At 56.3% G+C, this 26,160-nt stretch carries 22 protein-coding genes, 1 other RNA gene and 3 pseudogenes; 6 read left to right on the top strand and 20 right to left on the bottom strand.

Annotation, left to right across the window (positions count from 1 at the left end; translation table 11 throughout):
- Positions 1–89: 89 nt before the first annotated feature.
- The 5 genes and pseudogenes from lysS to GM30_RS16260 form a co-directional block, all read right to left on the bottom strand.
- Positions 90–1,610 carry a lysine--tRNA ligase gene (gene lysS / locus GM30_RS16280; RefSeq protein WP_049849478.1) on the bottom strand — a complete coding sequence of 507 codons (1,521 nt, stop codon included), beginning with the start codon at positions 1,608–1,610 and terminating at the stop codon, positions 90–92.
- Between the two features lie 9 nt (positions 1,611–1,619).
- A protein-coding gene (locus tag GM30_RS16275; RefSeq protein WP_155483997.1) for a PCRF domain-containing protein occupies positions 1,620–2,649 on the bottom strand; the annotation gives its coding sequence in 2 pieces (ribosomal slippage) (positions 1,620–2,573 and positions 2,575–2,649; 1,029 coding nt in all).
- An 89-nt stretch (positions 2,650–2,738) separates the two neighbouring features.
- A pseudogene (gene recJ / locus GM30_RS16270) lies at positions 2,739–4,416 on the bottom strand (single-stranded-DNA-specific exonuclease RecJ).
- A gap of 5 nt (positions 4,417–4,421) precedes the next feature.
- Positions 4,422–5,135 carry a bifunctional protein-disulfide isomerase/oxidoreductase DsbC gene (gene dsbC, locus GM30_RS16265; protein ID WP_049849476.1) on the bottom strand — a complete coding sequence of 238 codons (714 nt, stop codon included), beginning with the start codon at positions 5,133–5,135 and terminating at the stop codon, positions 4,422–4,424.
- Between the two features lie 22 nt (positions 5,136–5,157).
- Positions 5,158–5,959 (bottom strand): annotated as a pseudogene (locus tag GM30_RS16260) (site-specific tyrosine recombinase XerD).
- Between the two features lie 104 nt (positions 5,960–6,063).
- On the opposite strand from GM30_RS16260, the gene fldB reads away from it, so the two are divergent.
- The gene (gene fldB, locus GM30_RS16255; protein ID WP_049849475.1) at positions 6,064–6,585 is read left to right on the top strand and encodes a flavodoxin FldB; all 522 of its coding nucleotides are present in this window, start codon (positions 6,064–6,066) and stop codon (positions 6,583–6,585) included.
- A gap of 9 nt (positions 6,586–6,594) precedes the next feature.
- Here the strand turns inward: fldB and GM30_RS16250 are convergent, their stop codons facing one another.
- Both GM30_RS16250 and sdhE read right to left on the bottom strand, forming a co-directional pair.
- Positions 6,595–7,005: a protein YgfX gene (locus GM30_RS16250; RefSeq protein WP_049849474.1), complete on the bottom strand. Its 411-nt coding sequence runs from the start codon at positions 7,003–7,005 to the stop codon at positions 6,595–6,597.
- On the bottom strand, positions 6,986–7,252 hold the full coding sequence (gene sdhE / locus GM30_RS16245; protein WP_049849473.1) for an FAD assembly factor SdhE: 267 nt from the start codon (positions 7,250–7,252) through the stop codon (positions 6,986–6,988). The genes GM30_RS16250 and sdhE overlap by 20 nt, the downstream gene beginning before the upstream one ends.
- A 246-nt stretch (positions 7,253–7,498) precedes the next feature.
- On the opposite strand from sdhE, the pseudogene ygfZ reads away from it, so the two are divergent.
- A pseudogene (gene ygfZ / locus GM30_RS16240) lies at positions 7,499–8,481 on the top strand (tRNA-modifying protein YgfZ).
- Between the two features lie 40 nt (positions 8,482–8,521).
- Here the strand turns inward: ygfZ and trhA are convergent.
- From trhA to GM30_RS16200, 8 genes are all read right to left on the bottom strand, one after another.
- A complete protein-coding gene (trhA, locus tag GM30_RS16235) occupies positions 8,522–9,181 on the bottom strand; it encodes a PAQR family membrane homeostasis protein TrhA (RefSeq protein ID WP_049849472.1) in 660 nt (219 codons plus the stop codon).
- Positions 9,182–9,421: 240 nt separating this feature from the next.
- Positions 9,422–12,295, bottom strand: a complete 2,874-nt coding sequence (gene gcvP / locus GM30_RS16230) for an aminomethyl-transferring glycine dehydrogenase (protein ID WP_049849471.1) — start codon at positions 12,293–12,295, stop codon at positions 9,422–9,424.
- 132 nt (positions 12,296–12,427) lie between these two features.
- Positions 12,428–12,817: a glycine cleavage system protein GcvH gene (gcvH, locus tag GM30_RS16225; protein WP_049849470.1), complete on the bottom strand. Its 390-nt coding sequence runs from the start codon at positions 12,815–12,817 to the stop codon at positions 12,428–12,430.
- A 27-nt stretch (positions 12,818–12,844) separates the two neighbouring features.
- Positions 12,845–13,939 carry a glycine cleavage system aminomethyltransferase GcvT gene (gene gcvT / locus GM30_RS16220; RefSeq protein WP_049849469.1) on the bottom strand — a complete coding sequence of 365 codons (1,095 nt, stop codon included), beginning with the start codon at positions 13,937–13,939 and terminating at the stop codon, positions 12,845–12,847.
- 423 nt (positions 13,940–14,362) lie between these two features.
- The gene (gene ubiI, locus GM30_RS16215; protein WP_049849468.1) at positions 14,363–15,565 is read right to left on the bottom strand and encodes an FAD-dependent 2-octaprenylphenol hydroxylase; all 1,203 of its coding nucleotides are present in this window, start codon (positions 15,563–15,565) and stop codon (positions 14,363–14,365) included.
- 11 nt (positions 15,566–15,576) lie between these two features.
- Positions 15,577–16,743, bottom strand: a complete 1,167-nt coding sequence (ubiH, locus tag GM30_RS16210; protein WP_049849467.1) for a 2-octaprenyl-6-methoxyphenyl hydroxylase — start codon at positions 16,741–16,743, stop codon at positions 15,577–15,579.
- Positions 16,740–18,002: a Xaa-Pro aminopeptidase gene (gene pepP, locus GM30_RS16205; protein ID WP_049849466.1), complete on the bottom strand. Its 1,263-nt coding sequence runs from the start codon at positions 18,000–18,002 to the stop codon at positions 16,740–16,742. The genes ubiH and pepP overlap by 4 nt, the downstream gene beginning before the upstream one ends.
- Positions 18,003–18,026: 24 nt before the next feature.
- Complete coding sequence (locus GM30_RS16200; RefSeq protein WP_124966067.1) at positions 18,027–18,605, bottom strand: YecA/YgfB family protein; 579 nt, start codon at positions 18,603–18,605, stop codon at positions 18,027–18,029.
- 166 nt (positions 18,606–18,771) lie between these two features.
- On the opposite strand from GM30_RS16200, the gene zapA reads away from it, so the two are divergent.
- From zapA to GM30_RS16190, 3 genes are all read left to right on the top strand, one after another.
- On the top strand, positions 18,772–19,101 hold the full coding sequence (zapA, locus tag GM30_RS16195; protein WP_038158105.1) for a cell division protein ZapA: 330 nt from the start codon (positions 18,772–18,774) through the stop codon (positions 19,099–19,101).
- A 42-nt stretch (positions 19,102–19,143) separates the two neighbouring features.
- Positions 19,144–19,327: non-coding RNA, 6S RNA (gene ssrS / locus GM30_RS24715), on the top strand.
- 18 nt (positions 19,328–19,345) lie between these two features.
- Positions 19,346–19,951: a 5-formyltetrahydrofolate cyclo-ligase gene (locus GM30_RS16190; protein WP_049849464.1), complete on the top strand. Its 606-nt coding sequence runs from the start codon at positions 19,346–19,348 to the stop codon at positions 19,949–19,951.
- Positions 19,952–20,005: 54 nt separating this feature from the next.
- Here the strand turns inward: GM30_RS16190 and serA are convergent, their stop codons facing one another.
- Both serA and rpiA read right to left on the bottom strand, forming a co-directional pair.
- Positions 20,006–21,238 carry a phosphoglycerate dehydrogenase gene (serA, locus tag GM30_RS16185; RefSeq protein WP_049849463.1) on the bottom strand — a complete coding sequence of 411 codons (1,233 nt, stop codon included), beginning with the start codon at positions 21,236–21,238 and terminating at the stop codon, positions 20,006–20,008.
- A gap of 265 nt (positions 21,239–21,503) precedes the next feature.
- Positions 21,504–22,163 (bottom strand): ribose-5-phosphate isomerase RpiA, encoded by a 660-nt coding sequence (gene rpiA, locus GM30_RS16180; RefSeq protein WP_049849535.1) that lies wholly within the window; start codon positions 22,161–22,163, stop codon positions 21,504–21,506.
- A 146-nt stretch (positions 22,164–22,309) separates the two neighbouring features.
- Here rpiA and argP point away from each other — a divergent pair, with 146 nt between their 5' ends.
- Positions 22,310–23,203 (top strand): DNA-binding transcriptional regulator ArgP, encoded by an 894-nt coding sequence (argP, locus tag GM30_RS16175; protein ID WP_049849462.1) that lies wholly within the window; start codon positions 22,310–22,312, stop codon positions 23,201–23,203.
- A 40-nt stretch (positions 23,204–23,243) separates the two neighbouring features.
- Here argP and GM30_RS16170 read toward each other — a convergent pair whose 3' ends face one another.
- The 3 genes from GM30_RS16170 to GM30_RS16160 form a co-directional block, all read right to left on the bottom strand.
- Positions 23,244–23,987, bottom strand: a complete 744-nt coding sequence (locus GM30_RS16170; RefSeq protein WP_049849461.1) for an oxidative stress defense protein — start codon at positions 23,985–23,987, stop codon at positions 23,244–23,246.
- 90 nt (positions 23,988–24,077) lie between these two features.
- Positions 24,078–24,713 (bottom strand): arginine exporter ArgO, encoded by a 636-nt coding sequence (gene argO / locus GM30_RS16165; RefSeq protein WP_049849460.1) that lies wholly within the window; start codon positions 24,711–24,713, stop codon positions 24,078–24,080.
- Between the two features lie 144 nt (positions 24,714–24,857).
- Positions 24,858–25,715, bottom strand: coding sequence for a small-conductance mechanosensitive channel MscS (locus GM30_RS16160; protein ID WP_049849459.1), 858 nt, complete (start codon positions 25,713–25,715; stop codon positions 24,858–24,860).
- Between the last annotated feature and the right edge of the window lie 445 nt (positions 25,716–26,160).

Here is a 26,160-nt window from a genome sequence, read left to right as displayed (position 1 = left end):
ACGCTTAAAATCGCCCAGACTCAATAATCTGCGGGCAAAAAAAAGCCCCTTCGCTCTCGCGAGCCAGGGGGCTTTCCACCATCAGACGATTATTTCTGTGGGCGCAGGGCCGGGAACAGAATCACGTCGCGAATGGTGTGGCTGTTGGTGAACAGCATGATCATACGGTCGATACCGATACCCAGACCAGCAGTCGGCGGCAGACCATGTTCAAGCGCGGTCACGTAGTCTTCGTCGTAGAACATCGCTTCGTCATCGCCTGCGTCTTTCGCCGCAACCTGATCTTTAAAGCGCTGCGCCTGATCCTGCGCATCGTTCAGCTCGCTGAAGCCGTTACCGATTTCACGGCCGCCGATGAAGAATTCAAAGCGGTCAGTGATTTCCGGGTTATGGTCATTACGACGCGCCAGCGGAGACACTTCTGCCGGGTATTCAGTGATGAAGGTTGGCTGAATCAGGTGCGCTTCTGCCACTTCATCGAAGATTTCCGTGACGATGCGGCCCAGACCCCAGCTCTTCTCAACATGAATGCCGACAGATTCTGCGATGGCTTTCGCCGAGTCGAAGTTATCCAGATCCGCCATGTTGGTTTCCGGACGGTATTTCTTGATCGCTTCGCGCATGGTCAGTTTGATGAACGGCTTGCCGAAGTCGAACGTATGTTCGCCGTAAGGCACTTCTGTTTTACCCAGCACGGTTTCTGCCAGCGTACGGAACAGAGATTCGGTCAGCTCGATCAGATCTTTGTAATCGGCGTAAGCCATGTAGAGTTCCATCATGGTGAACTCAGGGTTATGGCGAACGGAGATACCTTCGTTACGGAAGTTACGGTTGATTTCGAAAACGCGTTCGAAGCCGCCAACCACCAGACGTTTCAGGTACAGTTCCGGCGCGATACGCAGGTACATGTCCATGTCCAGAGCGTTGTGGTGAGTGATGAACGGACGTGCAGACGCACCACCCGGGATCACCTGCAGCATCGGGGTTTCCACTTCCATGAAGCCGCGCTCAACCATGAATTTACGCATGCCAGCCAGGATTTGAGAACGCACTTTAAAGGTGTGACGGGATTCATCGTTAGAGATGAGATCCAGATAACGCTGACGATAACGAGCTTCCTGATCCTGCAGGCCGTGGAACTTATCCGGCAGCGGGCGCAGTGCTTTGGTCAGCAGACGCAGTTCAGTACAGTGAATGGAGAGCTCACCGGTCTGCGTTTTGAACAGTTTACCGCGGGCGCCAACGATGTCGCCGAGATCCCATTTTTTGAATTGTTCGTTGTAAATGCCTTCCGGCAGATCGTCACGTGACACATACAGCTGAATACGGCCACCGACGTCCTGCAGCGTGACGAAGGAGGCTTTACCCATGATTCGACGGGTCATCATACGGCCAGCAACAGAGACTTCAACGTTCAGGGATCCGAGTTCTTCGTTTTCCTTTCCATCGAATTCAGAGTGCAATTGGTCAGAGGTGTGATCGCGACGGAAATCATTCGGGAAAGCGACAGCCTGCTCTTCACGCAGCGCTGCCAGCTTTTCACGGCGGGATTTCAGTTCATTATTAAGGTCAATTGCCTCGTCGGCACCTTGTGCTTGTTGTTCAGACATTTTGGTTCCTCATAACCCTGCTTTCAAACTTGCTTCGATAAATTGATCCAGGCTGCCATCCAGCACGGCCTGGGTATTGCGGGTCTCTACACCAGTACGCAAATCTTTAATGCGCGAGTCGTCCAGGACGTAAGAGCGAATCTGGCTCCCCCAGCCGATGTCGGATTTGGTGTCTTCCATCGCCTGTTTCTCGGCATTCTTCTTTTGCATTTCCAGCTCATAAAGCTTCGCTTTCATCTGCTTCATGGCCTGGTCTTTGTTCTTGTGCTGTGAGCGGTCATTCTGACACTGTGTCACCAGCCCGGTCGGAATATGGGTAATACGTACCGCAGATTCCGTACGGTTAACGTGCTGACCGCCCGCGCCCGACGCGCGATAGACGTCAATACGCAGATCCGCCGGGTTGATATCGATGTCGATATCATCATCCACTTCCGGGTAAACGAACGCGGAGCTGGGGCCCAGCCAGCCGTAGGCATAGTCACCCGAAATTTTGATGGTGGCGGATTTCAGGCCCGCGACTTCACCTTCTGACTCTTCAATCACTTCGGTCTTGAACCCGCGAGCTTCAGCCCAGCGCAGGTACATACGCAGCAGCATGCTCGCCCAGTCCTGCGCTTCCGTACCGCCGGAACCGGCCTGGATATCGAGATAGCAGTCAGCGCTGTCGTATTCACCAGAGAACATGCGACGGAATTCTAACTGAGCCAGCTTCTCTTCCAGTTGATCAAGCTCAGCAACCGCTTCATTGAAGGTTTCTTCGTCGTCGGCCTCAACGGCCAGCTCCAGCAAACCGGAAACATCGTCCAGCCCCTGGGACATGAGATCCAGCGTTTCAACGATGGCTTCGAGGGAGGAACGTTCTTTACCCAGCGCCTGCGCGCGTTCGGGTTCGTTCCAGACATCCGGCTGTTCCAGCTCGGCATTTACTTCTTCGAGACGTTCTTTCTTAGCATCATAGTCAAAGATACCCCCTAAGAACGTCGGAACGTTCAGTGAGATCCTGAATGCGGTTTTTTACCGGATTAATTTCAAACATGGTCTGTTTTCTTTAATGGACTTGTAAAATGCGGCGATAAAGTCGGAATTTTAACGGATTTCCGCCTTTTTTTATAGCGAAACTCACGGTTATCCCGGCCAGATATTGTCAATGATCAGCTGTACGCTTCGGTTGCCACGAAACTCATTGATATCCAACTTATACGCCAGTTCAACTTCACGCACGCCGTTATCGGGCCAGCAGGTGGTATCGATGTTAAAGGCGATGCCGTCCAGCAGCGGCCCGCCGCCAACAGGTTCCACCATCACCTTGAGATGACGTTCGCCGACGATGCGCTGTTGCAGCAGGCGAAAGCGCCCGTCGAACAGCGGTTCTGGAAACATTTGTCCCCACGGGCCCGCGTCGCGCAGCATCTGCGCCACTTCCAGCGTCATTTCGGTGGGAGAAAGCGGACCGTCAGAAACGATTTCGCCCTGCAACAGCGACGGATCGAGCCATTCGGTCACCAGCTCGCCAAAACGCTGCTGGAACTCGTCGAAACGCGCTTCTTCGANGCGTACCCAGCCGCTCCAGCGCATCGCGCATGTGCAGCCCCTGAATGGAACGCCCGGAACCTTTCAGCGTGCCGTCGCCCGCGGGTGCAAAGGCGATCACCGGACGGTGAAAACGCTCTTTGATTCTGGATGCCAGAATACCCACTACGCCCTGATGCCATTCGGGGTGATACATTGCCAGCCCCCCGGGCAGCGTTGCACGGCTGCGCTCCAGTTTTTCGCACAGGGTCAACGCTTCGGCCTGCATCCCCTGCTCTATCTCTTTACGCGTCTGGTTAAGCGCATCAAGCTCGTTCGCCAGCACCCGTGCTTCACCGGGGTTATCGCACAGCAGCAGCGCCACGCCGACGGACATATCATCCAGCCGCCCCGCCGCATTCAGCCGTGGGCCCAGCGCGAAGCCGAGATCGCTGGCCGCCAGCTTCTGCGCATCGCGGTTGGAAACTTCCAGTAACGCTTTGATCCCCGGACGGCATTTGCCCGCACGGATGCGGCTCAGCCCCTGCCAGGTAAGAATGCGGTTGTTGGCGTCGAGCGGCACCACGTCAGCCACGGTGCCCAGCGCCACCAGGTCCAGCAGTTCCGCCAGATTAGGCACCGCAATGCCGCGCGCGTCAAACCAGCCCCGATCGCGCAAATGCGTGCGCAACGCCAGCATCAGATAAAACGCGACGCCAACGCCTGCCAGCGATTTCGACGGGAAATTGCAGTCACGCAAATTGGGGTTGATGATCGCTTCGGCGGCAGGAAGCGTGTCGCCCGGCAGATGGTGATCGGTGACCAGCACCGGGATCCCCAGCGCATGCGCCCGCTCCACACCGGCGTGAGAAGAGATGCCGTTATCAACGGTGACGATCAGCTGCGCGCCGCGCGCGTGAGCCTGTTCGACCACTTCGGGACTGAGACCATAACCATCTTCGAAACGGTTAGGCACCAGATAGGCAACGTTCTCACAGCCCAGCGCGCGCATGGCCAGCACGCTCAGCGCCGTACTGGTGGCACCGTCGGCGTCGAAATCGCCCACCACCATGATCCGCACGCCTTCGCGAAACGCGTTGTAAAGGATCTCTACGGCTTTTTCCACGCCGCTGAGCTGCTGCCAGGGCAGCATACCTTTGACGCTGCGTTCAAGATCGTCGGCGCTTTTTACGCCACGGCTGGCATACAGACGGCGCAGCAGCGCCGGGAGATCGTCGGGAAGCTGCACCGTGTCGTCGACTTCACGACGACGAAGTTGAATCTGTGGTTTCACGCGAATCAGTTACCGCTGGTCTGTTTCTGGTGTGCATCCAGGAAGGCTTTCATCTCTTTTGGCCCCTGGTAACCCGGTACGACAAAGCCGTTGTTCAGCACAATCGCTGGCGTGCCGTTCACGCCAAACTGCACGCCCAGCGCGTAGTGTTTAGCGATATTGACGTCGCAACTTGCCGGTTGCACATCTTTGCCGCCCATCGCGTCATCAAAGGCTTTATTACGATCTTTCGCACACCAGATGGCTTTCATATCCTGCTCGGCCTGGCTCTGGATCCCCTGACGCGGGAACGCCAGATAACGCACGGTAATGCCCAGCGCGTTGTAGTCTTTCATCTCTTCATGCAGCTTGTGGCAGTAACCGCAGGTGATGTCGGTGAAAACCGTAATGACGTGTTTTTCCTGCGGCGCTTTGTAGACGATCATCTCTTTTTGCAGCGCGTCCAGGCGGGTCATTAACAGCTGATTAGTGATGTTAACCGGCTGCGCGCCACTCACGTCGTACATTGGCCCCTGAATGATGTGTTTGCCGTCCTCGGTGACGTACAACACGCCGCTGTCGGTCAGTACGGTTTTCATCCCCGCCACCGGCGCGGTCTCGATCTCCGGATTCTGAACGCCGAGCTTAGCCAGCGACTGTTTAATGGCGGCATCATCTGCATGGGCCATACCGGACAGCGAGGCGGCCAGCAGAGTGAACATCAGTAAACCTTTTTTCATACCATTTCCTTTTTATCAGCACTCACGCTCGCGGGTGATGCTGTTGATGAAGTTGCCGCAGGCGTTCGGTGGCGACATGGGTGTAAATCTGCGTCGTGGAAAGATCGCTGTGCCCAAGCAGCATCTGCACCACGCGGAGATCCGCGCCGTGGTTCAGCAAGTGTGTCGCGAACGCATGCCGTAAAACGTGCGGCGAGAGCTTTTCGCTGTCTATGCCCGCCTGCAGGGCATAGTGTTTAATTCTGTGCCAGAAGGTCTGGCGCGTCATCTGTTGTGCCCCCCAGCGGACCCAGCCGTTCTTTATTGCCTTTACCGATGACCCGCACCACGCCCTGACGCAGGCTGATATCGCTCATCGACAGGCTCACCAGCTCGGTGACGCGCAGGCCGGTAGCATAAAGCACTTCCAGCATGGCTTTATCGCGTAACTCCAGCGGCTGATCCACCAGCGGCGCCTGCAGAAGGCGGTCAACCTGCGCTTCACTGAGATCTTTCGGCAACCGCTGCGGCAGCTTCGGCGACGCCAGCCGCGCGCTCGGATCGTCAGTACGAATTTTTTCACGATACAGGTGCTGGAAAAGACGGCGCATCGCGCTTAACAGCCGTGCGGTGCTGGTCGCTTTATACCCGCCCGCCTGCCGTTCCGCCAGCAACGCCTGGAGATCGTCGTTCATTACCGTTTCAAGCGTCAGTCCGCGATGCTGTAGCCATTCCACCAGCATGGACAGATCCCGACGATAGGCGTTGAGCGTATTTTCCGCCAGATTTTTCTCAAGCCACAACGCATCAAGAAACTGTTCGATCAGTGCGAGATCCTTTTCCACCCCATTGGCCTCTCTGAGTGTGCAACCCGTGCCATTATGCCTGAACCGACCGCATTTCTGTTACACTAGCGCGAAGTCATAGCAAGAAATGAGATGTTCAGGCGATGAAGATTGGTCTTTTCTACGGTTCCAGCACCTGCTACACCGAAATGGCCGCGGAGAAAATTCGCGACATTATCGGCAGCGAACTGGTCACGCTGCATAATGTGAAAGATGACTCACCGGCGTTAATGGAGCAGTACGATGTGCTGATCCTCGGTATCCCCACCTGGGATTTTGGCGAAATTCAGGAAGACTGGGAAGCCGTCTGGGAACAGCTCGACACGCTGAATCTGCAGGGCAAAATCGTCGCGCTTTACGGAATGGGCGATCAGCTGGGTTACGGCGAATGGTTCCTTGATGCGCTCGGCATGCTGCACGACAAGCTGGCGACGAAAGGCGTGACATTCATTGGCTACTGGCCGACAGAAGGTTACGAATTTACCAGCCCCAAACCGACCATCGCTGACGGGCAATTGTTTGTTGGCCTCGCGCTGGATGAAACCAATCAGTACGATCTGAGCGACGAACGCATCCAGACCTGGTGCGAGCAAATTCTCGGCGAAATGGCCGAGCAGTTCGCCTGACGCCACACGCTATTCCTGCGCCGGTCTTTGCAGCATCACCCGGCGCAAATCGCGCCACTCCTTGCTATCCATACTGTCTGCCGCCAGCCACAAATGCTGGCAGCGACGTTGCCCCAACCGACGCAAACGCAACAGCATACCGACGTTCAGCATCCACGGTGTACCGATGATTTCCCACTCCTGATTTTGCCAGCGCAGCCGCCCGTCCATCAGCAGTTTGATTTCGCCCTGCCGGGCGTTTATCCGCCGCTGGCTGCGTACGCTATCGAACACCACCAGCGATAACAGCAGCAGCCACAACGGGGTATAGCTGAGCGGCCAGGGCATCAACAATACCGCCGCCGCCACTACGCCGTGAAGCAGAAGGGAAATCCATTGCGAGCGCCACGAGACGCGGAGATCAGATTGCCACAGGACCACGTTCCCGATTCCGTGTCTGAATTAAGAGCACCATGCGCTGTAACTCGGCATCGGCGGGTTTTCCGTGATTCATCAGCCAGTTAAACAGATCCGGATCGTCGCACTCCAGCAGACGAATAAAGAGGCGTTTGTCGTCGTCACTCAGCGTGTCGTACTCATATTCAAAGAACGGCATGATGGAGATATCAAGTTCACGCATACCGCGACGGCATGCCCAGTGAATGCGAGCTTTATTATTAATGTCCATGTTGTCCTTCCTGCATAACAATACAGAATAGTTTAACGCGTTTTGCGCCCTTACTTTACAGTAATATTAAACTGTGCGGCGCTGATTCAGCAAAAAACCCTTTGATGTGCAAGGTTTTCAGTTTTTTTCGTAGCGGCACGCAAAACCGTAAAACGGCACAAATGGCCTGTTGAAAGCACTTGCATTAGGGCCTGTCTCTTTTACCATTAGTCATTATTCGAGCGTTAAGCAATTCAGGACATTATTATGGCTTTTACTCCATTTCCTCCGCGCCAGCCTTCCGCCTCCGCACGTCTGCCGCTGACGCTGATCACCCTGGACGACTGGGCGCTGGCAACGATCACCGGCGCGGACAGCCAAAAATACCTGCAAGGCCAGGTGACCGCCGATGTCGATCACATGACGGAAAATCAGCATCTGCTGGCCGCGCACTGCGACGGAAAAGGCAAAATGTGGAGCAATCTGCGCCTGTTCCGTTCCGGCGACGGTTTCGCATGGATCGAGCGCCGCAGCCTGCGTGACGCCCAGCTCACTGAGCTAAAGAAATATGCCGTTTTCTCGAAAGTGGTGATTGCCCCGGACGATGAACGCGTCCTGCTGGGCGTGGCGGGGTTTCAGGCTCGCGCCGCGCTGGCGAATCTGTTCTCAGCGCTGCCGGATGCCGAAAACCCGGTGACGCAGGACGGCGGCACTACCGTGCTGTGGTTTGAACAGCCTGCCGAGCGTTTCCTGCTGGTCACCGATGCTGCCACGGCGCAGCGCGTGACCGACGCCCTGCGCGGCGAAGCGCAGCTCAACAACAGCCAGCAGTGGCTGGCGCTGGACATCGAAGCGGGTATTCCGGTCATCGACAGCGCCAACAGCGGTCAGTTTATCCCGCAGGCAACGAACCTGCAGGCGCTGGGTGGCATCAGCTTTAAGAAAGGCTGTTACACCGGACAGGAGATGGTTGCCCGCGCGAAATTCCGCGGCGCTAACAAGCCGCAATGTGGTATCTGGCAGGCACCGCCAGCCGCGTACCGGAGGCGGGAGAAGATCTTGAACTGAAGATGGGTGAAAACTGGCGCCGCACCGGCACCGTACTCGCCGCCGTTCAACTGGATGACGGGCGTCTGCTGGTGCAGGTGGTGATGAACAATGACATGGAGCCGGACAGCGTGTTCCGCGTTCGCGACGATGCCAATACACTGAGTATCGAGCCGCTGCCTTATTCACTCGACAGCGAATAAGACATTGCCCGGCGGCGCTGAGCCTGCCGGGCAATGACGATTATACCTGCCCGACGTACAAATAAATCGCCAGGAAATGGCAGACGCTGCCGCCAAGGACAAACCCGTGCCAGATGGCATGGTTGTACGGGATGCGTTTACTGACGTAAAAAATCACCCCCAACGAATAAACCACTCCACCGACCGCCAGCAGCGTCACGCCGCCAACCGCCAGTTTGATCGCCAGTTGATAAACCACGATCAGCGACAGCCAGCCCATCGTCAGATAGGTGATTAACGACAGCACCTTAAAGCGGTGAGCTATCGTCAATTTGAACAGAATGCCCAGCAGCGCCAGACTCCAGATGACAATCATCAGCCCGCGCGCCAGCGGCGAGTCGAGCCCCACCAGCAAAAATGGCGTGTAGGTACCGGCAATCAGCAAATAGATGGCGCAGTGGTCGAATTTTTTCAGCCAGATTTTTGCCCGCTGGTGCGGAATGGCGTGGTACAGCGTCGAGGCGAGAAATAGCAGGATCATGCTGCCGCCGTACAGGCTGTAACTGGTAATCGCCATCGCGCTGGCCTTCGCATCCACCGCCTGCACCAGCAGCAACACCAGACCGACAATACCAAACACCAGCCCGATACCGTGGCTGATGCTGTTGGCAATTTCCTCTGCCAGCGAGTAACCCTGTGTGATTAATGGTTTGCGAACCATGATGAGCTCCGGGAAAACGAATATACTTTTAACGCTTACATAGCGTAACTGAGAATAGTTCCAGTGAACACCTGTTAGCTAAAATAAAACCGTTATCTTTCGTAACCACTATAAAATCATAACGTTACAATTGAATTTCAACGCACACACGTTCCTTATTTTTTAAGTCATTTGAAATCAATGGCATAAAAAAGCCGGGTAGCCTTTACGCTTACCCGGCTCATATTCAACGTCTAATAATTACTGATATTCGCTCATCGGTACACAGGAGCAGAACAGGTTACGGTCACCGTAAACATCGTCCAGACGTTTTACCGTCGGCCAGTATTTGTTGGCGAACCCTGCCGGGAACACCGCCTGCTCGCGGGTGTAGCCATGATCCCACTCGGCCACCAGTTCGCTCTGGATGTGCGGCGCGTTAACCAGCGGGTTGTCTTCCAGCGTCCATTCACCCTGTTTCACACGCTCGATTTCGCTACGGATGGCCAGCATCGCGTCAATAAAGCGGTCCAGCTCGACTTTACTTTCGGATTCTGTCGGCTCTACCATCAGCGTGCCAGCAACCGGGAAGGACATGGTCGGCGCATGGAAACCGTAGTCAATCAGGCGTTTGGCGATATCCAGTTCGCTGATGCCAGTCTCTTCTTTCAGCGGACGAATATCGAGAATACACTCGTGCGCCACGCGGCCATCGCGACCAGTGTACAGCACCGGGAACGCGTCTTTCAGACGGCTGGCGATATAGTTGGCGTTGAGGATCGCCATCTGGCTCGCCTGCTTCAGCCCTTCCGCGCCCATCATGCGGATGTACATCCAGCTGATCGGCAGAATAGAGGCGCTGCCGAACGGTGCTGCAGAAACCGCGCCCTGACGGGTCAGCATGCCTTCAATCTGCACCACGCTGTGGCCTGGCACAAACGGCGCAAGGTGAGATTTCACGCCGATCGGTCCCATACCCGGGCCGCCACCACCGTGCGGAATACAGAAGGTTTTATGCAGGTTAAGGTGCGAGACGTCCGCGCCGATGAAACCTGGCGAGGTAATCCCCACCTGAGCGTTCATGTTTGCGCCGTCAAGATACACCTGACCACCATACTGATGCACGATTTCGCAGACTTCACGGATAGTCTCTTCGTACACGCCGTGGGTGGACGGGTAAGTCACCATGATGCAGGAGAGATTTTCACCCGCCTGCTCTGCTTTCGCGCGCAGATCCGCCAGATCGATATTGCCGTTCTTATCACAGGCAACGACCACCACCTGCATGCCCGCCATTTGCGCGGACGCCGGGTTGGTGCCGTGCGCCGAACTTGGGATCAGGCAGATATCACGGTGCCCGTCATTGCGGCTTTCGTGATAGTGACGGATCGCCAGCAAGCCTGCGTATTCGCCCTGCGCGCCGGAGTTCGGCTGCATGCAAATGGCGTCGTAGCCGGTCAGTTTCACCAGCCAGTCGGACAGCTGGCTAATCATCTGCTGATAGCCTTCCGCCTGCTCCGTTGGACAGAACGGGTGCAGTTCGGCGAACTCAGGCCAGGTGATGGGCAGCATTTCAGCGGCGGCGTTGAGCTTCATGGTGCAGGAGCCGAGCGGGATCATCGCCTGGTTCAGCGCCAGATCTTTACGCTCCAGCGAGTGCATGTAGCGCATCATCTCGGTTTCGCTGTGATAGCGGTTAAACACCGGATGGCTCAGGATCGCGTCGTTGCGCAGCATCGCTTCCGGAATGGAGCGGCTGTCGTGTGCCACTTCTTTATCCAGCGCGTCGATATCCAGCCCGTGGTTATCACCGAGGATCACGCTGAACAACTTAAGCACGTCTTCGCGGGTGGTGGTTTCGTCGAGGGTGATGCCCACCGCGCCAACGATGTCGCTGCGCAGGTTGATTTCAGCGGCTTCGGCACGCGCCAGCACCGTGGCTTTGTCGGCCACTTCAACACACAGGGTGTCAAAGTAATGGGCGAAACGCAGCTTCTGCCCTTTCTGTTGCAGGCCCGCGGCCAGAATATCAGCCAGACGGTGAATGCGGCCCGCAATACGCTTCAGCCCTGCCGGACCGTGGAATACGGCGTACAGGCTGGCGATGTTAGCCAGCAGCACCTGGGAAGTACAAATGTTGGAGTTCGCTTTCTCGCGGCGGATATGCTGCTCGCGGGTCTGCATCGCCATGCGCAGCGCGGTGTTGCCCGCGGCATCTTTCGACACGCCGATAATACGGCCCGGCATGGAGCGTTTGAATTCATCTTTTGCGGCAAAGAACGCCGCGTGCGGACCACCGTAGCCCATCGGTACGCCGAAACGCTGGGCAGAACCAAACACAATATCCGCGCCCTGTTTCCCCGGCGCGGTCAATAGCACCAGCGTCATCAGATCGGCCGCCACGCTGACCACCACTTTACGGGATTTCAGTTCCGCAATCAGCGCGCGGTAGTCGTGGATTTCGCCGGTGGTGCCAACCTGCTGCAACAGCACGCCGAACACGTCCTGGTGATCCAGCACTTTGTCGGCATCATCGACAATCACGTCAAACCCGAAGGTTTCCGCACGGGTGCGTACCACGTCCAGCGTCTGCGGATGCACGTCAGCAGCCACGAAGAAACGGTTGGCATTTTTCAGTTTACTGACGCGTTTGGCCATCGCCATCGCTTCTGCCGCGGCGGTGGCTTCATCAAGCAGCGAGGCGGAAGCGATATCCAGCCCGGTCAGATCCAGCGTTACCTGCTGGAAGTTAAGCAGCGCTTCGAGGCGCCCCTGCGACACTTCCGGCTGATACGGGGTGTAGGCGGTATACCAGCCTGGGTTTTCCAGCATATTGCGCAGAATAACCGGCGGCAATTGCACGGCGGTGTAGCCCATGCCGATGTAAGACTTAAAGCGCTTGTTGCGACCGGCGATGGCTTTCAGTTCGGCCAGCGCCGCGAATTCGGTTGTTGACTCACCCACCTGCGGTGGTGTGGCGAGCTGGATGTCCTTTGGCACGATCTGGCTGATGAGATCGTTTAACGAGTCGGCGCCAACGGCTTTCAGCATGTCCTGCTGTTGCTGAGTATCCGGGCCAATGTGACGTTCAATAAATGCGCCGCGGTGTTCAAGCTGGCCTAAAGTCTGTGTCATGAGCGATGGTCCTGAAACGTGCAGTGAATCGTGATTGTCTGTAACAGAATTGTCCGGTGGCGCTGACGCTTACCGGGCCTACGTTCGTGCAGTAGGCCGGATAAACGCAGTGCCATCCGGCAAGAAAAGGTGTTACTCGTCTTCCAGTAAAGCTTCGTACGCGGTCGCGTCCAGCAGATCGGCAATCTGGGATTCGTCGCTGGCTTTGATTTTGAAAATCCAGCCTGCGGTATACGGCTCGCTGTTAACCAGCTCCGGGGAATCGTTCAGTTCTTCGTTAACTGCAACGATTTCACCGCTGATCGGCGCATAAATGTCAGACGCCGCTTTGACCGATTCGGCTACCGCGCAGTCATCGCCCGCGTCAACGGTTTTGCCGACGTCCGGCAGATCGACGAATACCATATCGCCCAGCAGCTCCTGCGCATGCTCGGTGATGCCGACGGTGTAGGTGCCATCCGCTTCTTTACGCAGCCATTCGTGTTCTTTGCTGTATTTCAGTTCTGCAGGTACATTGCTCATTCACATTTCTCCAGAAAAAATAAAGGATTACACAATGGCCTTGCCATTGCGTACAAAACCAGGTTTCGTCACTTTGACCGGCATTTCACGGTTACGAATTTGCACCACGGCGGTATCGCCAATGCCCTGCGGCACGCGCGCCAGCGCAATACTGTAGCCCAGCGTCGGCGAGAAAGAGCCGCTGGTGATCACGCCCTCTTTTTGATTGCCCTGAGCGTCGGTGAAGCGGACCGGCAGTTCGCCGCGCAGAACGCCTTTCTCAGTCATCACCAGGCCGACCAGCTGTTCGGTGCCTTTTTCACGCTGTGATTCCAGCGCTTCACGACCGATGAAGTCGCGATCGGCCGGTTCCCAGGCAACAGTCCAACCCATATTGGCGGCCAGCGGAGAGACGCCTTCGTCCATCTCCTGACCGTACAGGTTCATCCCGGCTTCCAGACGCAACGTATCGCGCGCGCCAAGGCCGCACGGCTTCACGCCCGCTTCCATCAGCGCCCGCCAGAACTCCGCCGCTTTTTCGTTCGGCATGGCAATTTCATAGCCCGCTTCACCGGTGTAGCCGGTGGTGGCAATAAACAGATCGCCCGCCTGCACGCCAAAGAAGGGTTTCATGCCCTCGACGGCTTTACGTTGTTCATCGCTGAACAGGCTGGCGGCTTTTACCTTCGCGTTCGGCCCCTGTACCGCGATCAGCGACAGGTCATCACGCACGGTAATATCGATGGAGTAAGGCTCAGCGTGCTGGGTTATCCAGGCAAGGTCTTTTTCGCGGGTCGCGGAGTTAACAACAAGACGGAAAAAATCTTCAGTAAAGAAATAAACAATCAGGTCATCGATGACGCCAGCGGAGGCATTGAGCATGCCTGTGTAGAGCGCTTTACCGGGGGTGGTGAGTTTGGCGACATCGTTCGCCAGCAGATAGCGCAGAAACTCCCGGGTCCGGCTGCCGTGAAGATCGACGATGGTCATATGGGATACGTCGAACATACCGGCGTCGGTGCGGACAGCGTGGTGCTCGTCAATCTGGGAGCCGTAGTGCAGCGGCATCATCCAGCCATGGAAATCCACCATGCGGGCGCCACACTGCGTGTGTTGATCATACAAAGGCGTCTGTTGAACCATCTTTTCCTCGTTGAATAAGCAAGGTCAGCCTGTTTTTTGCGGCGTTTTTTGGCACCGCAAAACCCGTCGTCGAGGCCACTCCCGCGCATCGACGCAAACGTTCTCTTTCGCCTGAACTTACCACTGAACCCGGTGGTAAACCATAAGGCAGAGCGGGTCATCACATTAGCTTATGACCAAAATGAGCGAAAAACTCTACAGAGTTATCAACTGGAAAAATGCGATTAATGCCACATAAAATTAACATTTCGTGACGCAAACCCAGGACAAGGTGACAGTTTGTGCGGAAACGCGGGCAAAATTCGCGCAGCGCGAAATTTGCAGCATTACAAAATCTAATGCGAAAAAGAGGGTGAAATTAGAATATTTCAAACGAGGGGAAAATCTCCCGGCGCGATGGCCGGGAAGAGAAATGTGACGGGGTTAACGTAACCAGTCCGGGAGATCGTTGAGGCCCATCGCCTGGCGAATCAGCTGCGGTTTGACGCCGGGAAGCGTGTCGGCCAGTTTAAGGCCGATGTCACGCAGCAGTTTCTTTGCCGGATGTTCGCCCGCGAACAGTTCGCGGAAACCTTGCATACCCGCCAGCATCAGCGCGGCGCTGTGCTTGCGGCTGCGTTCGTAGCGGCGCAGATAAAAATGCTGCCCGATGTCTTTGCCTTCGCGATGCAACCGTTTCAGTTCGTCAATCAGTTCCGCCGCATCCATAAAGCCGAGGTTAACCCCCTGCCCGGCCAGCGGATGAATGGTATGCGCCGCGTCGCCGACCAGAGCCAGACGATGCGCTGCAAACTGGCGGGCATAACGCCCGGTCAGCGGGAACACCAGCCGTTCGCTTTCCAGCCGGCATAAGCCCAGGCGGTTATCGAAGGCGATCGTCAGCGCCTGATTAAACTCTGCTTCGCTCGCCTGCTGCATACGCTCCGCGTCCTGCGGCGACAGCGACCAGACGATCGAAGATAAATGCGGATCGCTCAGCGGCAGAAAAGCCAGAATGCCCTCGCCGTGGAAAATCTGCCGGGCGGTGGCCTGATGCGGATCTGCGGTGCGAATGGTTGCCACCAGCGCATGATGACGATAATCCCAGGAAGCCAGCGGAATATCAGCGTTGTTACGCAGCCAGGAATTTGCGCCATCCGCGCCCACTACCAGACGTGCCGTCAGCATGCTGTTGTCTTTCAGGGTAATAAACGCTTCGTTCTCGCCCCATGCCACTTGTTTGACTTCAGCGGGTGCCAGCAGCGTCACATCGCTGCACTGCTGCGCTTTTTGCCACAGCGCGTGGTGAATGACCGTGTTTTCAACGATATGACCAAGATGGGTAAAGCCCATGCTTTGGTCATCAAACACGATGCGGCCAAAACTGTCTTTGTCCCACACTTCCATGCCGTGATAGCGGCTGGCGCGCGTCGCCTGAATGGTCGACCACACGCCAAGGTGTGAAAGCAACTTTTCGCTGGCGGCGTTAATGGCGGAGACACGCAGCGCAGGCGGCGCCTCGGGATTTAGCGACTGCGGCGCATGTTGTTCCAGCACCGCCACGCGCAGGCCGCTGCCCTGTAAGCCACAGGCAACCGCCAGCCCTACCATGCCACCGCCGACGATAGCAACATCAACACTTTGCACTTTATGACTCCTTATCTCGCCACCATGCCAAGGGTACGCCGGGCCAGCGCGTCACGCGCCGGGGTGAATAATTCCATTGCCATCAGCCCAACATTGCGCCCCACTACCAGCGGTGCCCAGCGGTTGGCAAACAGATGCACTAAGCCGTCGGTGACGCCAATGGTGGCCGATTTATCTTCGCCACGGCGCGTCTGATAGCGGCAAAGCAGCGAATAATCGCCCGGGTCAACGGACAGCGCGACCATTTCCGCCAGCGTCATCACGTCGCGCAAGCCGAGGTTAAACCCCTGCCCGGCGATAGGATGCAGCGTCTGCGCGGCGTTGCCGACCAGCGCGAGGCGGTGAGAAATGGCGCGATCGGCCGTGGTGAGCGTGAGCGGATAGCCGCTGCGTTGCCCGGCGTGAGTGATTCGCCCCAGCCGCCAGCCAAACGCGGCCTGTAATTCGTTGCAAAAATGCGCGTCCGACCAGCCCAGCACCTCATCGCGTCTGTCGAGCGGATGGCACCACACCAGCGAACAACGGCCTTCGGACATCGGCAGCATGGCGAGCGGGCCGAATTCGGTGAAGCGTTCGAACGCGCGGCCATCATGGGCGATCGAGGTGCTGACGTTGGCGATCACCGCCAGTTGCGCGTAAGGCTGCTGCTGCCAGTGAATGCCGCACTGCTCGCCCAACGCCGATCGTGAACCGTCCGCCGCGACCAGCAACTTTCCCTGCAGGGTGTCGCCGGTGTCGAGCGTTACGCTCACGCCTGTTTCGCTACGGGTGAAGGCTTCAACCCGCGCCGGACAGTGCAGCGTCACGCCGCGCGCTTTGCGCAGCAGGGCAAACAGACGCAGCCCGACATCGTGCAGTTCCACCACCTGACCGAGCGCCGGAAGAGAGTAATCCGCCGCATCGAGGGTGACAAAACCCGCGTGCCCACGATCGCTGACGTGGACGGTGTTGATGGCGGTGGCGCAATCACGCAGCGCCTGCCAGATCCCCACGCGCTCCAGTTGCTGACAAGTGCCTGCCGCCAGCGCAATCGCGCGCGCGTCAAAACCCGGATGCTGCTGGCTTTCAGGCGCGACGGCTTCCACCAGATGCACCGGCATTTGGCCGCCGCTCAGCTGTGATATCGCCAGCGCCAGCGTGGCGCCGTTTATTCCGCCACCAACAATGATGATGCTCATGATTTTCTCGCCGTTGCCATTAACGCTTCGATGTCATCGGCTTTTTTCACCACGCTGGCAGTCAGATTTTCATTGCCGTTTTCGGTGATCACGATGTCATCTTCGATACGAATGCCGATGCCGCGATACTCCGCCGGTACGTCAGCATCCGGGGCAATATACAGCCCGGGTTCGACGGTCAGCNGGCCGTCGACCCCCAGCCAGTGGCTCAGGCCATGCATGAAAAATTTACGGTGCGCGTTTTCGCTAATCAGCGTATCGACGTCGCCCTTGAGAATGCCCAGCTTCACCAGGCCGCTGATCATGATGCGCACCACCTCGCCGGTCACATCCTGCATCGAAGTGCCTGGGCGGTAGAGCGTCAGCGCGGTTTCCAGCGATTCCAGCACGATGTCGTAAATCGCGCGCTGGGCTGGGGTGAATTTGCCGTTTACCGGGAAAGTTCGGGTGATGTCGCCCGCGTAACCTTTGTATTCGCAACCGGCGTCGATCAGCACCAGATCGCCATCGCGCAGTTCCGATTCGTTTTCGGTGTAGTGGAGAATGCAGCCGTTATCGCCGCCGCCCACAATGGTGTTGTAGGACGGGTAACGCGCGCCATGGCGAGTAAATTCGTGGTGAATTTCCCCTTCCAGCTGATATTCGAACATCCCCGGACGGCATTTTTCCATCGCCCGACGATGGGCCAGCGCGGTGATTTCTCCTGCACGGCGCATGACGGCAATCTCTTCTGCCGATTTGAACAGACGCATCTCATGCACCAGCGGACGCCAGTCAATGACGGATGCCGGAGCGCTCAGATTCTGGCGTGCACCTTTGCGCAGCTTATCAAGCGCGGTAAAAACGATGTTGTCGGCGTACGCGTATTCGCCCTGAGCGTGGTAGATAGCGTCCAGGCCGTTGAGCAGTTGATACAGTTGCTGATTGATTTCGCTGAACGCCAGCGCGCGATCAACACCCAGTTTCGCCGGGGCGGCGTCCTGCCCGAGACGTCGGCCAAACCAGATTTCAGCGGTCAGATCGCGGACGCGATTAAACAGCACGCTGTGGTTGTGGGTGTCATCACTTTTAATCAGCACCAGCACCGCTTCCGGCTCGTTGAAACCGGTGAAATACCAGAAATCGCTGCTCTGGCGGTACGGATATTCGCTGTCTGCGCTGCGGGTCGCTTCCGGCGCGGCGAAAATCAATGCCGCGCTGCCGGGCCGCATTTGCGCTAACAATGCCTGACGGCGTCTGTCAAACTCTTGTTGTGTCATGACGACCTCCTGAGCAATGTGCGGTTAGTGCAGTGTCGGTTTGCGAACTTCCGGCGCGGTCGGTTGCGGATGCGTGAAGGTGTCGTGGCACAGCAGCGCGGCCACGCGAACGTACTCCACGATCTCTTCGAGCGACATCTCCAGTTCTTCCTGGTCTTCGTCTTCGTCATAACCGAGCTGAGCAATGTTACGCAAATCGTCAATCGCTTCGCCCGTTTCGCCTTTTATCTTATCGAGGCGCGGCTGCGTGACGCCGAGACCCAGCAGGAAGTGGTTAACCCAGCCGGCCAGCGCATCGGCGCGGTCGAATACCGACACGTCGTCGCCATCAGGCAGATAAAGCTGAAAAAGGAAGCCTTCGTCTTCCAGCGCGTCGCTGGTGGCGGAGTGTAAATTACGCAGCGCCTGTGACAGATCGTGGCCGAACGCCAACCCTTCGTTGGTCAAATCGTGGATCAGCGGCTGCCAGCTGCTGTCTTTGTTTCCGCCACAGAGTATCCCGCTGATGAGGCCGTGCATTTCGGCGGGAGTCAGGCCCACTCCCTGTTGGTTCAGTAACTGGTTAACGTCGTTGTAACCAGGCATTTCGTTCTGTATAGACATGCGCATTCATCGTCGTTGGGAGGAATATCATGTTATGCTACCACTTTGGACCCTGGTGATACCAGAAAAGGGCTTGTATCATCACACCAGGGTAGCTATAGTGTCGCCCCTTCGCAGACCCGGATTTGGGTGTGAAGGCCGCGCAGTCAATTAGCAGGAAGGTGGCATGTCTGCACAACCCGTCGATATCCAAATTTTTGGCCGTTCACTGCGAGTGAATTGCCCGCCTGAACAAAGGGATGCCCTGAATCAGGCCGCGGACGATCTCAATCAGCGGTTGCATGATCTGAAAGAACGCACTAGAGTCACAAATACAGAACAACTGGTGTTCATCGCCGCATTGAACATCAGCTATGAGTTAACGCAGGAAAAAGCAAAGACCCGTGATTACGCCGCCAGCATGGAACAGCGTATTCGGATGCTCCAACAGACCATTGAACAGGCATTGCTTGACCAGGGTCGCATTACCGAAAGAACGGGGCAAAAGTTTGAATAACACTTCATGGTTAACTGTGGTAGAGTGACCCTGAAGACAAAAATTTCTCTGAGATGTTCGCAAGCGGGCCAGTCCCCTGAGCCGATATTTGAAACAACAAGAATGCGACGCTCCATGGTCGGTGCGCATGCTCGGTTAGTCCGAGAAGCCTTAAGACTGTGACGACGTATTCACCTTGAACCACGGGTTCAAGGGTTACAGCCTGCGGCGGCATCTCGGAGATTCCCCTCTCTTCCCGATACCCATGACCCAACTTCCTGAAACACCCTTATCCAGACAAGACATTCGCCAGCAGATCCGGCAACGTCGTCGCGCATTAACCTCTCAACAGCAACAGCATTTCGCCCAACAGGCCGCCGCCCGCATGATGGCGTATTCGCCCGTGGTGATGGCGCATACCGTCGCGCTGTTTCTCTCGTTTGATGGTGAACTGGATACGCGTCCGCTGATTGAACAGCTCTGGCGCGCCGGGAAGCGGGTGTATCTCCCGGTGCTCCATCCGTTCAGCCCCGGCAATCTGCTGTTTTTGCATTACCATCCGCAAAGTGAGCTGGTGGTGAATCGTCTGAAAATTCAGGAGCCAAAGCTCGACGTACGCGACGTGTTGCCGCTGAACCGCCTTGATGTGCTGATCACGCCGCTGGTGGCGTTTGATGCGCAGGGACAGCGCCTGGGCATGGGCGGCGGGTTTTACGACCGCACCCTGCAACACTGGCACGAGCATGGGCTGCACCCGGTGGGTTACGCTCACGACTGCCAGCAGGTAGACGCCTTACCGACAGCGCAGTGGGACATTCCCCTGCCCGCCGTCGTTACGCCCTCAAAACTGTGGCTGTGGCCGGAATCGTAAGCGTGATTAACCGCAATCGCTGACAGGGATCCCCGAGAGGATCCCTTTTTTCAATCAGAACAGTAAACGTGCACGAATAGTACCCGGAATGGCCTTCATACTCAGCAACGCTTTTTCTGCCACGTCTTCATCGGCTTCAATGTCGATCACTACGTAGCCCATCTGCGGAGTGGTTTGCAGATACTGCGCCGCGATGTTAACGCCCTGCTCGGCGAAGATCTGGTTTAGCGCTGTCAGCACGCCTGGACGGTTTTCGTGGATATGCAGCAGACGACGACCGCCGTGCAGCGGCAGAGAGACTTCCGGGAAGTTGACCGCCGACAGCGTGGAGCCATTATCAGAGTATTTCGCCAGCTTGCCCGCCACTTCCAGACCGATGTTTTCCTGCGCTTCCTGAGTGGAACCGCCGATATGCGGCGTCAGGATCACGTTATCAAACTCGCTCAGCGGCGACACGAACGGATCGCTGTTGGTTGCCGGTTCAGTCGGGAAGACGTCAATTGCCGCCCCGGCCAGATGTTTGCTCGCCAGCGCTTCGCACAGCGCAGGAATATCAACCACGGTGCCGCGCGCAGCGTTGATCAGCAGCGATCCCGGTTTCATCAGCGCCAGCTCTTTCTGCCCCATCATGTTTTTGGTGGAGGCGTTTTCCGGCACGTGCAGGGTCACCACATCGCTCATGTTCAGCAGATCGGAAAGATGTTGAACCTGCGTGGCATTGCCCAGCGGCAGTTTGTTTTCAATATCATAGAAATAGACGTGCATGCCCAGCGACTCGGCCAGGATACCCAGCTGTGTACCGATATGCCCGTAGCCAATGATGCCAAGTTTTTTCCCGCGCGCTTCGAAGCTGCCAACGGCCTGTTTGTTCCACACGCCACGATGCGCTTTCGCGTTCGCTTCCGGCACGCCGCGCAGCAATAGCAGCAGCTCGCCAATCACCAGTTCCGCGACGGAACGGGTATTCGAGAACGGCGCGTTAAACACCGGAATACCGCGTTTTGCCGCCGCGTTGAGATCCACCTGGTTAGTGCCGATACAGAAACAGCCCACGGCAACCAGTTTTTCTGCCGCCTGGAAAATCTCTTCCGTCAGGTGGGTACGGGATCGCAGGCCGATGAAATGCGCATCACGGATCGACGCTTTCAGTTGCTCGTTATCGAGCGCGCCCTTATGAAATTCGATATTGGTGTAGCCCGCCGCACGAAGGTTATCCAGCGCTTTCTGATGCACCCCTTCGACCAACAGAAATTTAATCTTGTCTTTTTCCAGTGATACCTTAGCCATTTCCCCGTCCTGTCTTTTTTCTTTCTGATGTTGTGTTGGACAAAAGTCCACCTAAGCAACATATCAAAAATAATTATCGCGGCAATATGAACGTTTGCGTCGGCAATTTGAAGAAATGTCATGCAGCGGGAAAAGGCAGGACAAAATGCTGATGCTGAGAAATATGACAGTACGATTAACACTCGCGGCGGAGAAATGTGACACAAGTCACCGAAATGGCGCGATGGAAATTTTTTTTACGGGAGGACGTTTGCCTCCCGTCAGATCATTTCACGATGGTTTTAACGCCATCGGCGGTGCCGATCAGCGCGACGTCTGCGCCACGGTTGGCAAACAGCCCAACGGTCACCACACCGGGAATGCCGTTGATGGCGTTTTCCAGCGCGATGGGGTCGAGAATTTCCAGACCGTGCACATCCAGAATCACGTTGCCGTTATCGGTTAATACGCCCTGACGGTATTCCGGGCGGCCGCCCAGACGCACCAGTTCACGCGCGACGGCGCTACGGGCCATCGGGATCACTTCTACCGGCAGCGGGAACTTGCCGAGGATCGGCACCTGCTTGGTGGCATCGGCGATGCAGATAAATTTATCCGCCACCGAGGCGATGATCTTTTCGCGGGTCAGCGCCGCGCCGCCGCCTTTGATCATCTGCATGTGATCGTTGATTTCGTCCGCGCCATCCACGTAAATGCCGAGACGGTCCACTTCGTTGAGATCAAAAACGGTGATCCCGAGGCTTTTCAGCTTTTCGGTTGAAGCGTCCGAGCTGGAAACCGCGCCTTCAATCTGCCCTTTCATGGTGCCGAGCGCATCAATAAAATGCGCGGCCGTTGAGCCGGTGCCCACGCCCACGATTGTGCCTGGTTGTACGTATTGAAGGGCTGCCCAGCCTACTGCTTTTTTCAGTTCATCCTGCGTCATGATGTTACCCAAGGAGTGAGTGGTGCGCGCATTATAGATCATCAGCAAATGCCTTGTGACCAGCGAGGTCACCAATTTGGTCTGTATCAAAAACAAAATTATGTCATAGTGCGGGATAAAGACTTCACAGGAGTTAGCCAGATCAGATGAAACGACCTGACTACAGAACACTACAGGCGCTGGATGCCGTCATCCGGGAACGTGGCTTTGAGCGCGCGGCGCAGAAGCTGTGCATCACGCAATCGGCGGTCTCGCAGCGCATCAAGCAGCTCGAAAACATGTTCGGGCAGCCGTTGCTGGTGCGTACCGTTCCGCCACGTCCGACCGAGCAGGGGCAAAAGCTGCTGGCGCTGCTGCGTCAGGTTGAACTGCTGGAAGAGGAGTGGCTGGGCGATGAGCAAATCGGTTCCACCCCGCTGCTGCTGTCGCTGGCGGTGAACGCCGACAGTCTGGCGACCTGGCTGCTGCCGGCGCTGGCGGGCGTGCTTGCTGACTCCCCGATTCGCCTGAATTTGCAGGTGGAAGACGAAACCCGTACACAGGAGCGTCTGCGCCGGGGCGAAGTGGTGGGCGCGGTGAGTATTCAACCGCAGGCGCTGCCGAGCTGCCTTGTCGATCAACTGGGCGCGCTGGACTACCTGTTCGTCGCCTCGAAGCCTTTTGCAGAACGCTATTTCCCGAACGGCGTGACGCGTTCAGCGCTGCTGAAAGCACCTGCCGTGGCATTCGACCATCTTGATGATATGCATCAGGCGTTCCTGCAGCAGCATTTCGATCTGCCGCCGGGCAGCGTGCCGTGCCATATCGTGAATTCTTCGGAAGCGTTCGTACAGCTGGCGCGTCAGAGTACCACCTGCTGTATGATCCCGCATCTGCAGATTGAGAAAGAACTGGCGAGCGGCGAGCTTATCGATCTGACGCCGGGCCTGTTCCAGCGCCGGATGCTCTACTGGCACCGTTTTGCGCCAGAAAGCCGCATGATGCGTCGGGTCACCGATGCGCTGATCGACTACGGGCATAACGTATTGCGACAGAACTAAAAGAGGCCGGGATTACCCCGGCCTCTTTCATTTGAGCGTTTTACTGTGCTTTTGGCTGCTGTGTGGCGGCAGTGGCCCCGGCAGGTTCCAGCTGGAAGACCACATCGACCTGATCGTCGAACTGGATTGTCGGCTGCTCGTAAGTTTCCTGCGCAGAGACCGGTGCGGCATCCGCTTTCATCATCCGCACCATCGGGCTCGGCTGATAGTTGGAAACGTGGTAACGAATGCTGTAAACCGGACCCAGCTTACCGTTAAAGCCAGAGGCCAGTTGCTGCGCCTGATGCACTGCGTCATCAATCGCGGCTTTACGCGCTTTGTCTTTATAGGCTTCCGGTTGCGCAACGCCCAGCGACACGGAACGGATCTCGTTCAGCCCCGCTTTCAGCGCGCCGTCCAGCAGCGCATTCAGCTTATCGAGCTGGCGCAGCGTCACTTCGACAGTACGGACCGCGCGGTAGCCTTTGAGTATGCTTTTGCCGTTCTGGTAGTCGTAGTCGGGTTGCGTACGCAGGTTAGCGGAGCTGATGTCTTTTTTCGCGACCCCGTTCTGTTCGAGGAAGGAGAGATATTGCGCAACACGGTCATCGGCCTGCTTCTTCGCCGTCGCAGCATCTTTCGCCGCAATGTTCACTTCAATCGCCAGGGTGGCGATATCCGGAACCGCATCTACGCTTGCCGTCCCTGAGGTGACGATGTGCGGGCCGTCCGGCAACTCAGTTGCCTGTACCGACATGCCACTAAAACCAATGAATGCCGCCAGGGCCATCACGTTGAACTTCACTGTCGTTCCTCCATGTTACGTTGTTCACCCAAAACAGGGCGCATGCCAGCAAGCTTAGCGTCAGATGACCAAAAGTCCATAAGATAAGCCTTAGTTGAACAGGCTGTGAACGTGCGTAACACCTTCTTTTGCCAATTGAAACGCGATGAACCACATCACCAGCCCGACCAGGATATTGATGATGCGCTGCGCTTTCGCGGTCCGCAGTCGCGGCGCCAGCCAGGCCGCCAGCAGCGCCAGTCCGAAGAACCACAGGAACGAGGCGCTGATGGTGCCCATCGCAAACCAGCGACGGGGGATCGCGTCCAGCTGACCACCGAGACTACCGAGCACTACAAAGGTGTCGAGGTAAACGTGCGGATTCAGCCAGGTCACCGCCAGCATGGTGGCAATAATCTTCCAGCGCCCCTGCTTCATCACTTCCGCGCTGGCCAGTTCGAGGTTACTGCTCATGGCCGTTTTCAGCGCGCCAAAACCGTACCACAGCAGAAACGCGACGCCCCCCCAGGTCACCAGCGCCAGCAGCCACGGCGACTGCATCAGCAACGCGCTGCCGCCAAAAATTCCGGCGCAGATCAGCAGCAAATCGCTCATCGCACAGAGCAGCGCGATCATGATGTGGTACTGGCGGCGTATCCCCTGGTTCATCACAAAAGCGTTTTGCGGGCCGAGGGGCAGGATCATGGCAGCGCCAAGCACAAGACCTTGAAAATAATAAGATAACACAACAGCTTTCTCGTTCAGTTCAGTATGGATGCAAACTATATCGCGAGAAAATCATTAGCGGAAATTGATAATATTAATCAGCAATAAGCCAAGCTAATATAAGAAGATGAGAAAAAGGCCGGATGCCCGGCCTTTTAGCATCGATTAATTCGTATCTTTTTGTGGACGTTTAAAATTCACGTCCATTTGCGGATACGGGAAGCTGATGCCGTTGGCATCAAAGTCACGCTTAATGCGCTCCAGCACGTCCCAGTACACCGCCTGCAGATCGCCGCTCTTGCTCCACGCGCGGATCACAAAGTTCACCGACGACGCGCCCAGCTCATTCAGACGCACTGTCATCTCACGATCTTTCAGAATGCGATCGTCAGATTCGAGGATCTGCATCACCAGTTGTTTAACCTGATCGATATCTGAGTCATACGCCACGCCAATAATAAATTCATTACGGCGCACCGGCTCGCGGGAGAAGTTGATGATATTCCCGGCGATGATTTTCCCGTTCGGGATCACCACGATTTTGCCGTCAACGGTACGCATGGTGGTGGAGAAAATCTGCACGTTCAGCACCGTCCCCGCCACGCCGCCGAGATCGACATATTCACCCGCACGGAACGGACGGAACATCACCAGCAGCACGCCCGCGGCAAGGTTAGACAGCGACCCCTGCAGTGCGAGACCGACGGCCAGACCGGCGGCACCGAGCACCGCGATCACCGAGGCCGTCTGCACCCCGACGCGACCCAGCGCGGCAATTAATGTGAAAGCGATAACCGCATAGCGCGCCAGCGCAGCGAGAAAGTCCGCAACGGTGGCATCAATTTTACGCGACAGCATCAAACGATTGACGGCGTTGGAGATAACCCGCGCCGCAATCATACCGACGATGATAATCGCCAGCGCTGCGACGATGTTGACAGCATAACTCAGCAGCAGCGCCTGGTTGCGTACCAGCCAGGAGCCTGCATTGTTGATACTGTCGACAACATTTAAATCTTCCATTTACTCTTCCTTTAAAATAACCCTATAAACGCAATGAGATCGTGATCACGAAATGTTATTTTTAAAGGTAAACAAAAACGAACGAATATGCCATTTTTCAAAAAAAAGCTCACGCTGCGGTCGGGGAAAACAAGAGAATTCCCGTCAGTTGAAAACCTCCTGAACCGAATTTTTCTATTTGTGATAGTACGCACACTTACTTCTCCCGGACTCATGCAAGTATCTCGTCATCAAGTAAGTCATTGCTTTATATAATTATTTTATGCTTTCACATTATATATCACATTCATAAATAATTCGGGAACACGCTTATGTCACAGCAAGGATTGCGCTTTACTCTGGAAGTGGATGGCCAGGAACCGGATATTTTCGCTGTCGTCAGCTTTGCGTTAAAACAGGATTATTCATGCCCGTTTACCCTTGAGGTTGATGTCGCCAGTGATTC

This window comes from Trabulsiella odontotermitis (assembly GCF_001188485.1).
Taxonomy (GTDB): Bacteria; Pseudomonadota; Gammaproteobacteria; order Enterobacterales; family Enterobacteriaceae; genus Trabulsiella; species Trabulsiella odontotermitis_A.
This window is presented reverse-complemented; position numbering and strand designations above follow the sequence as displayed.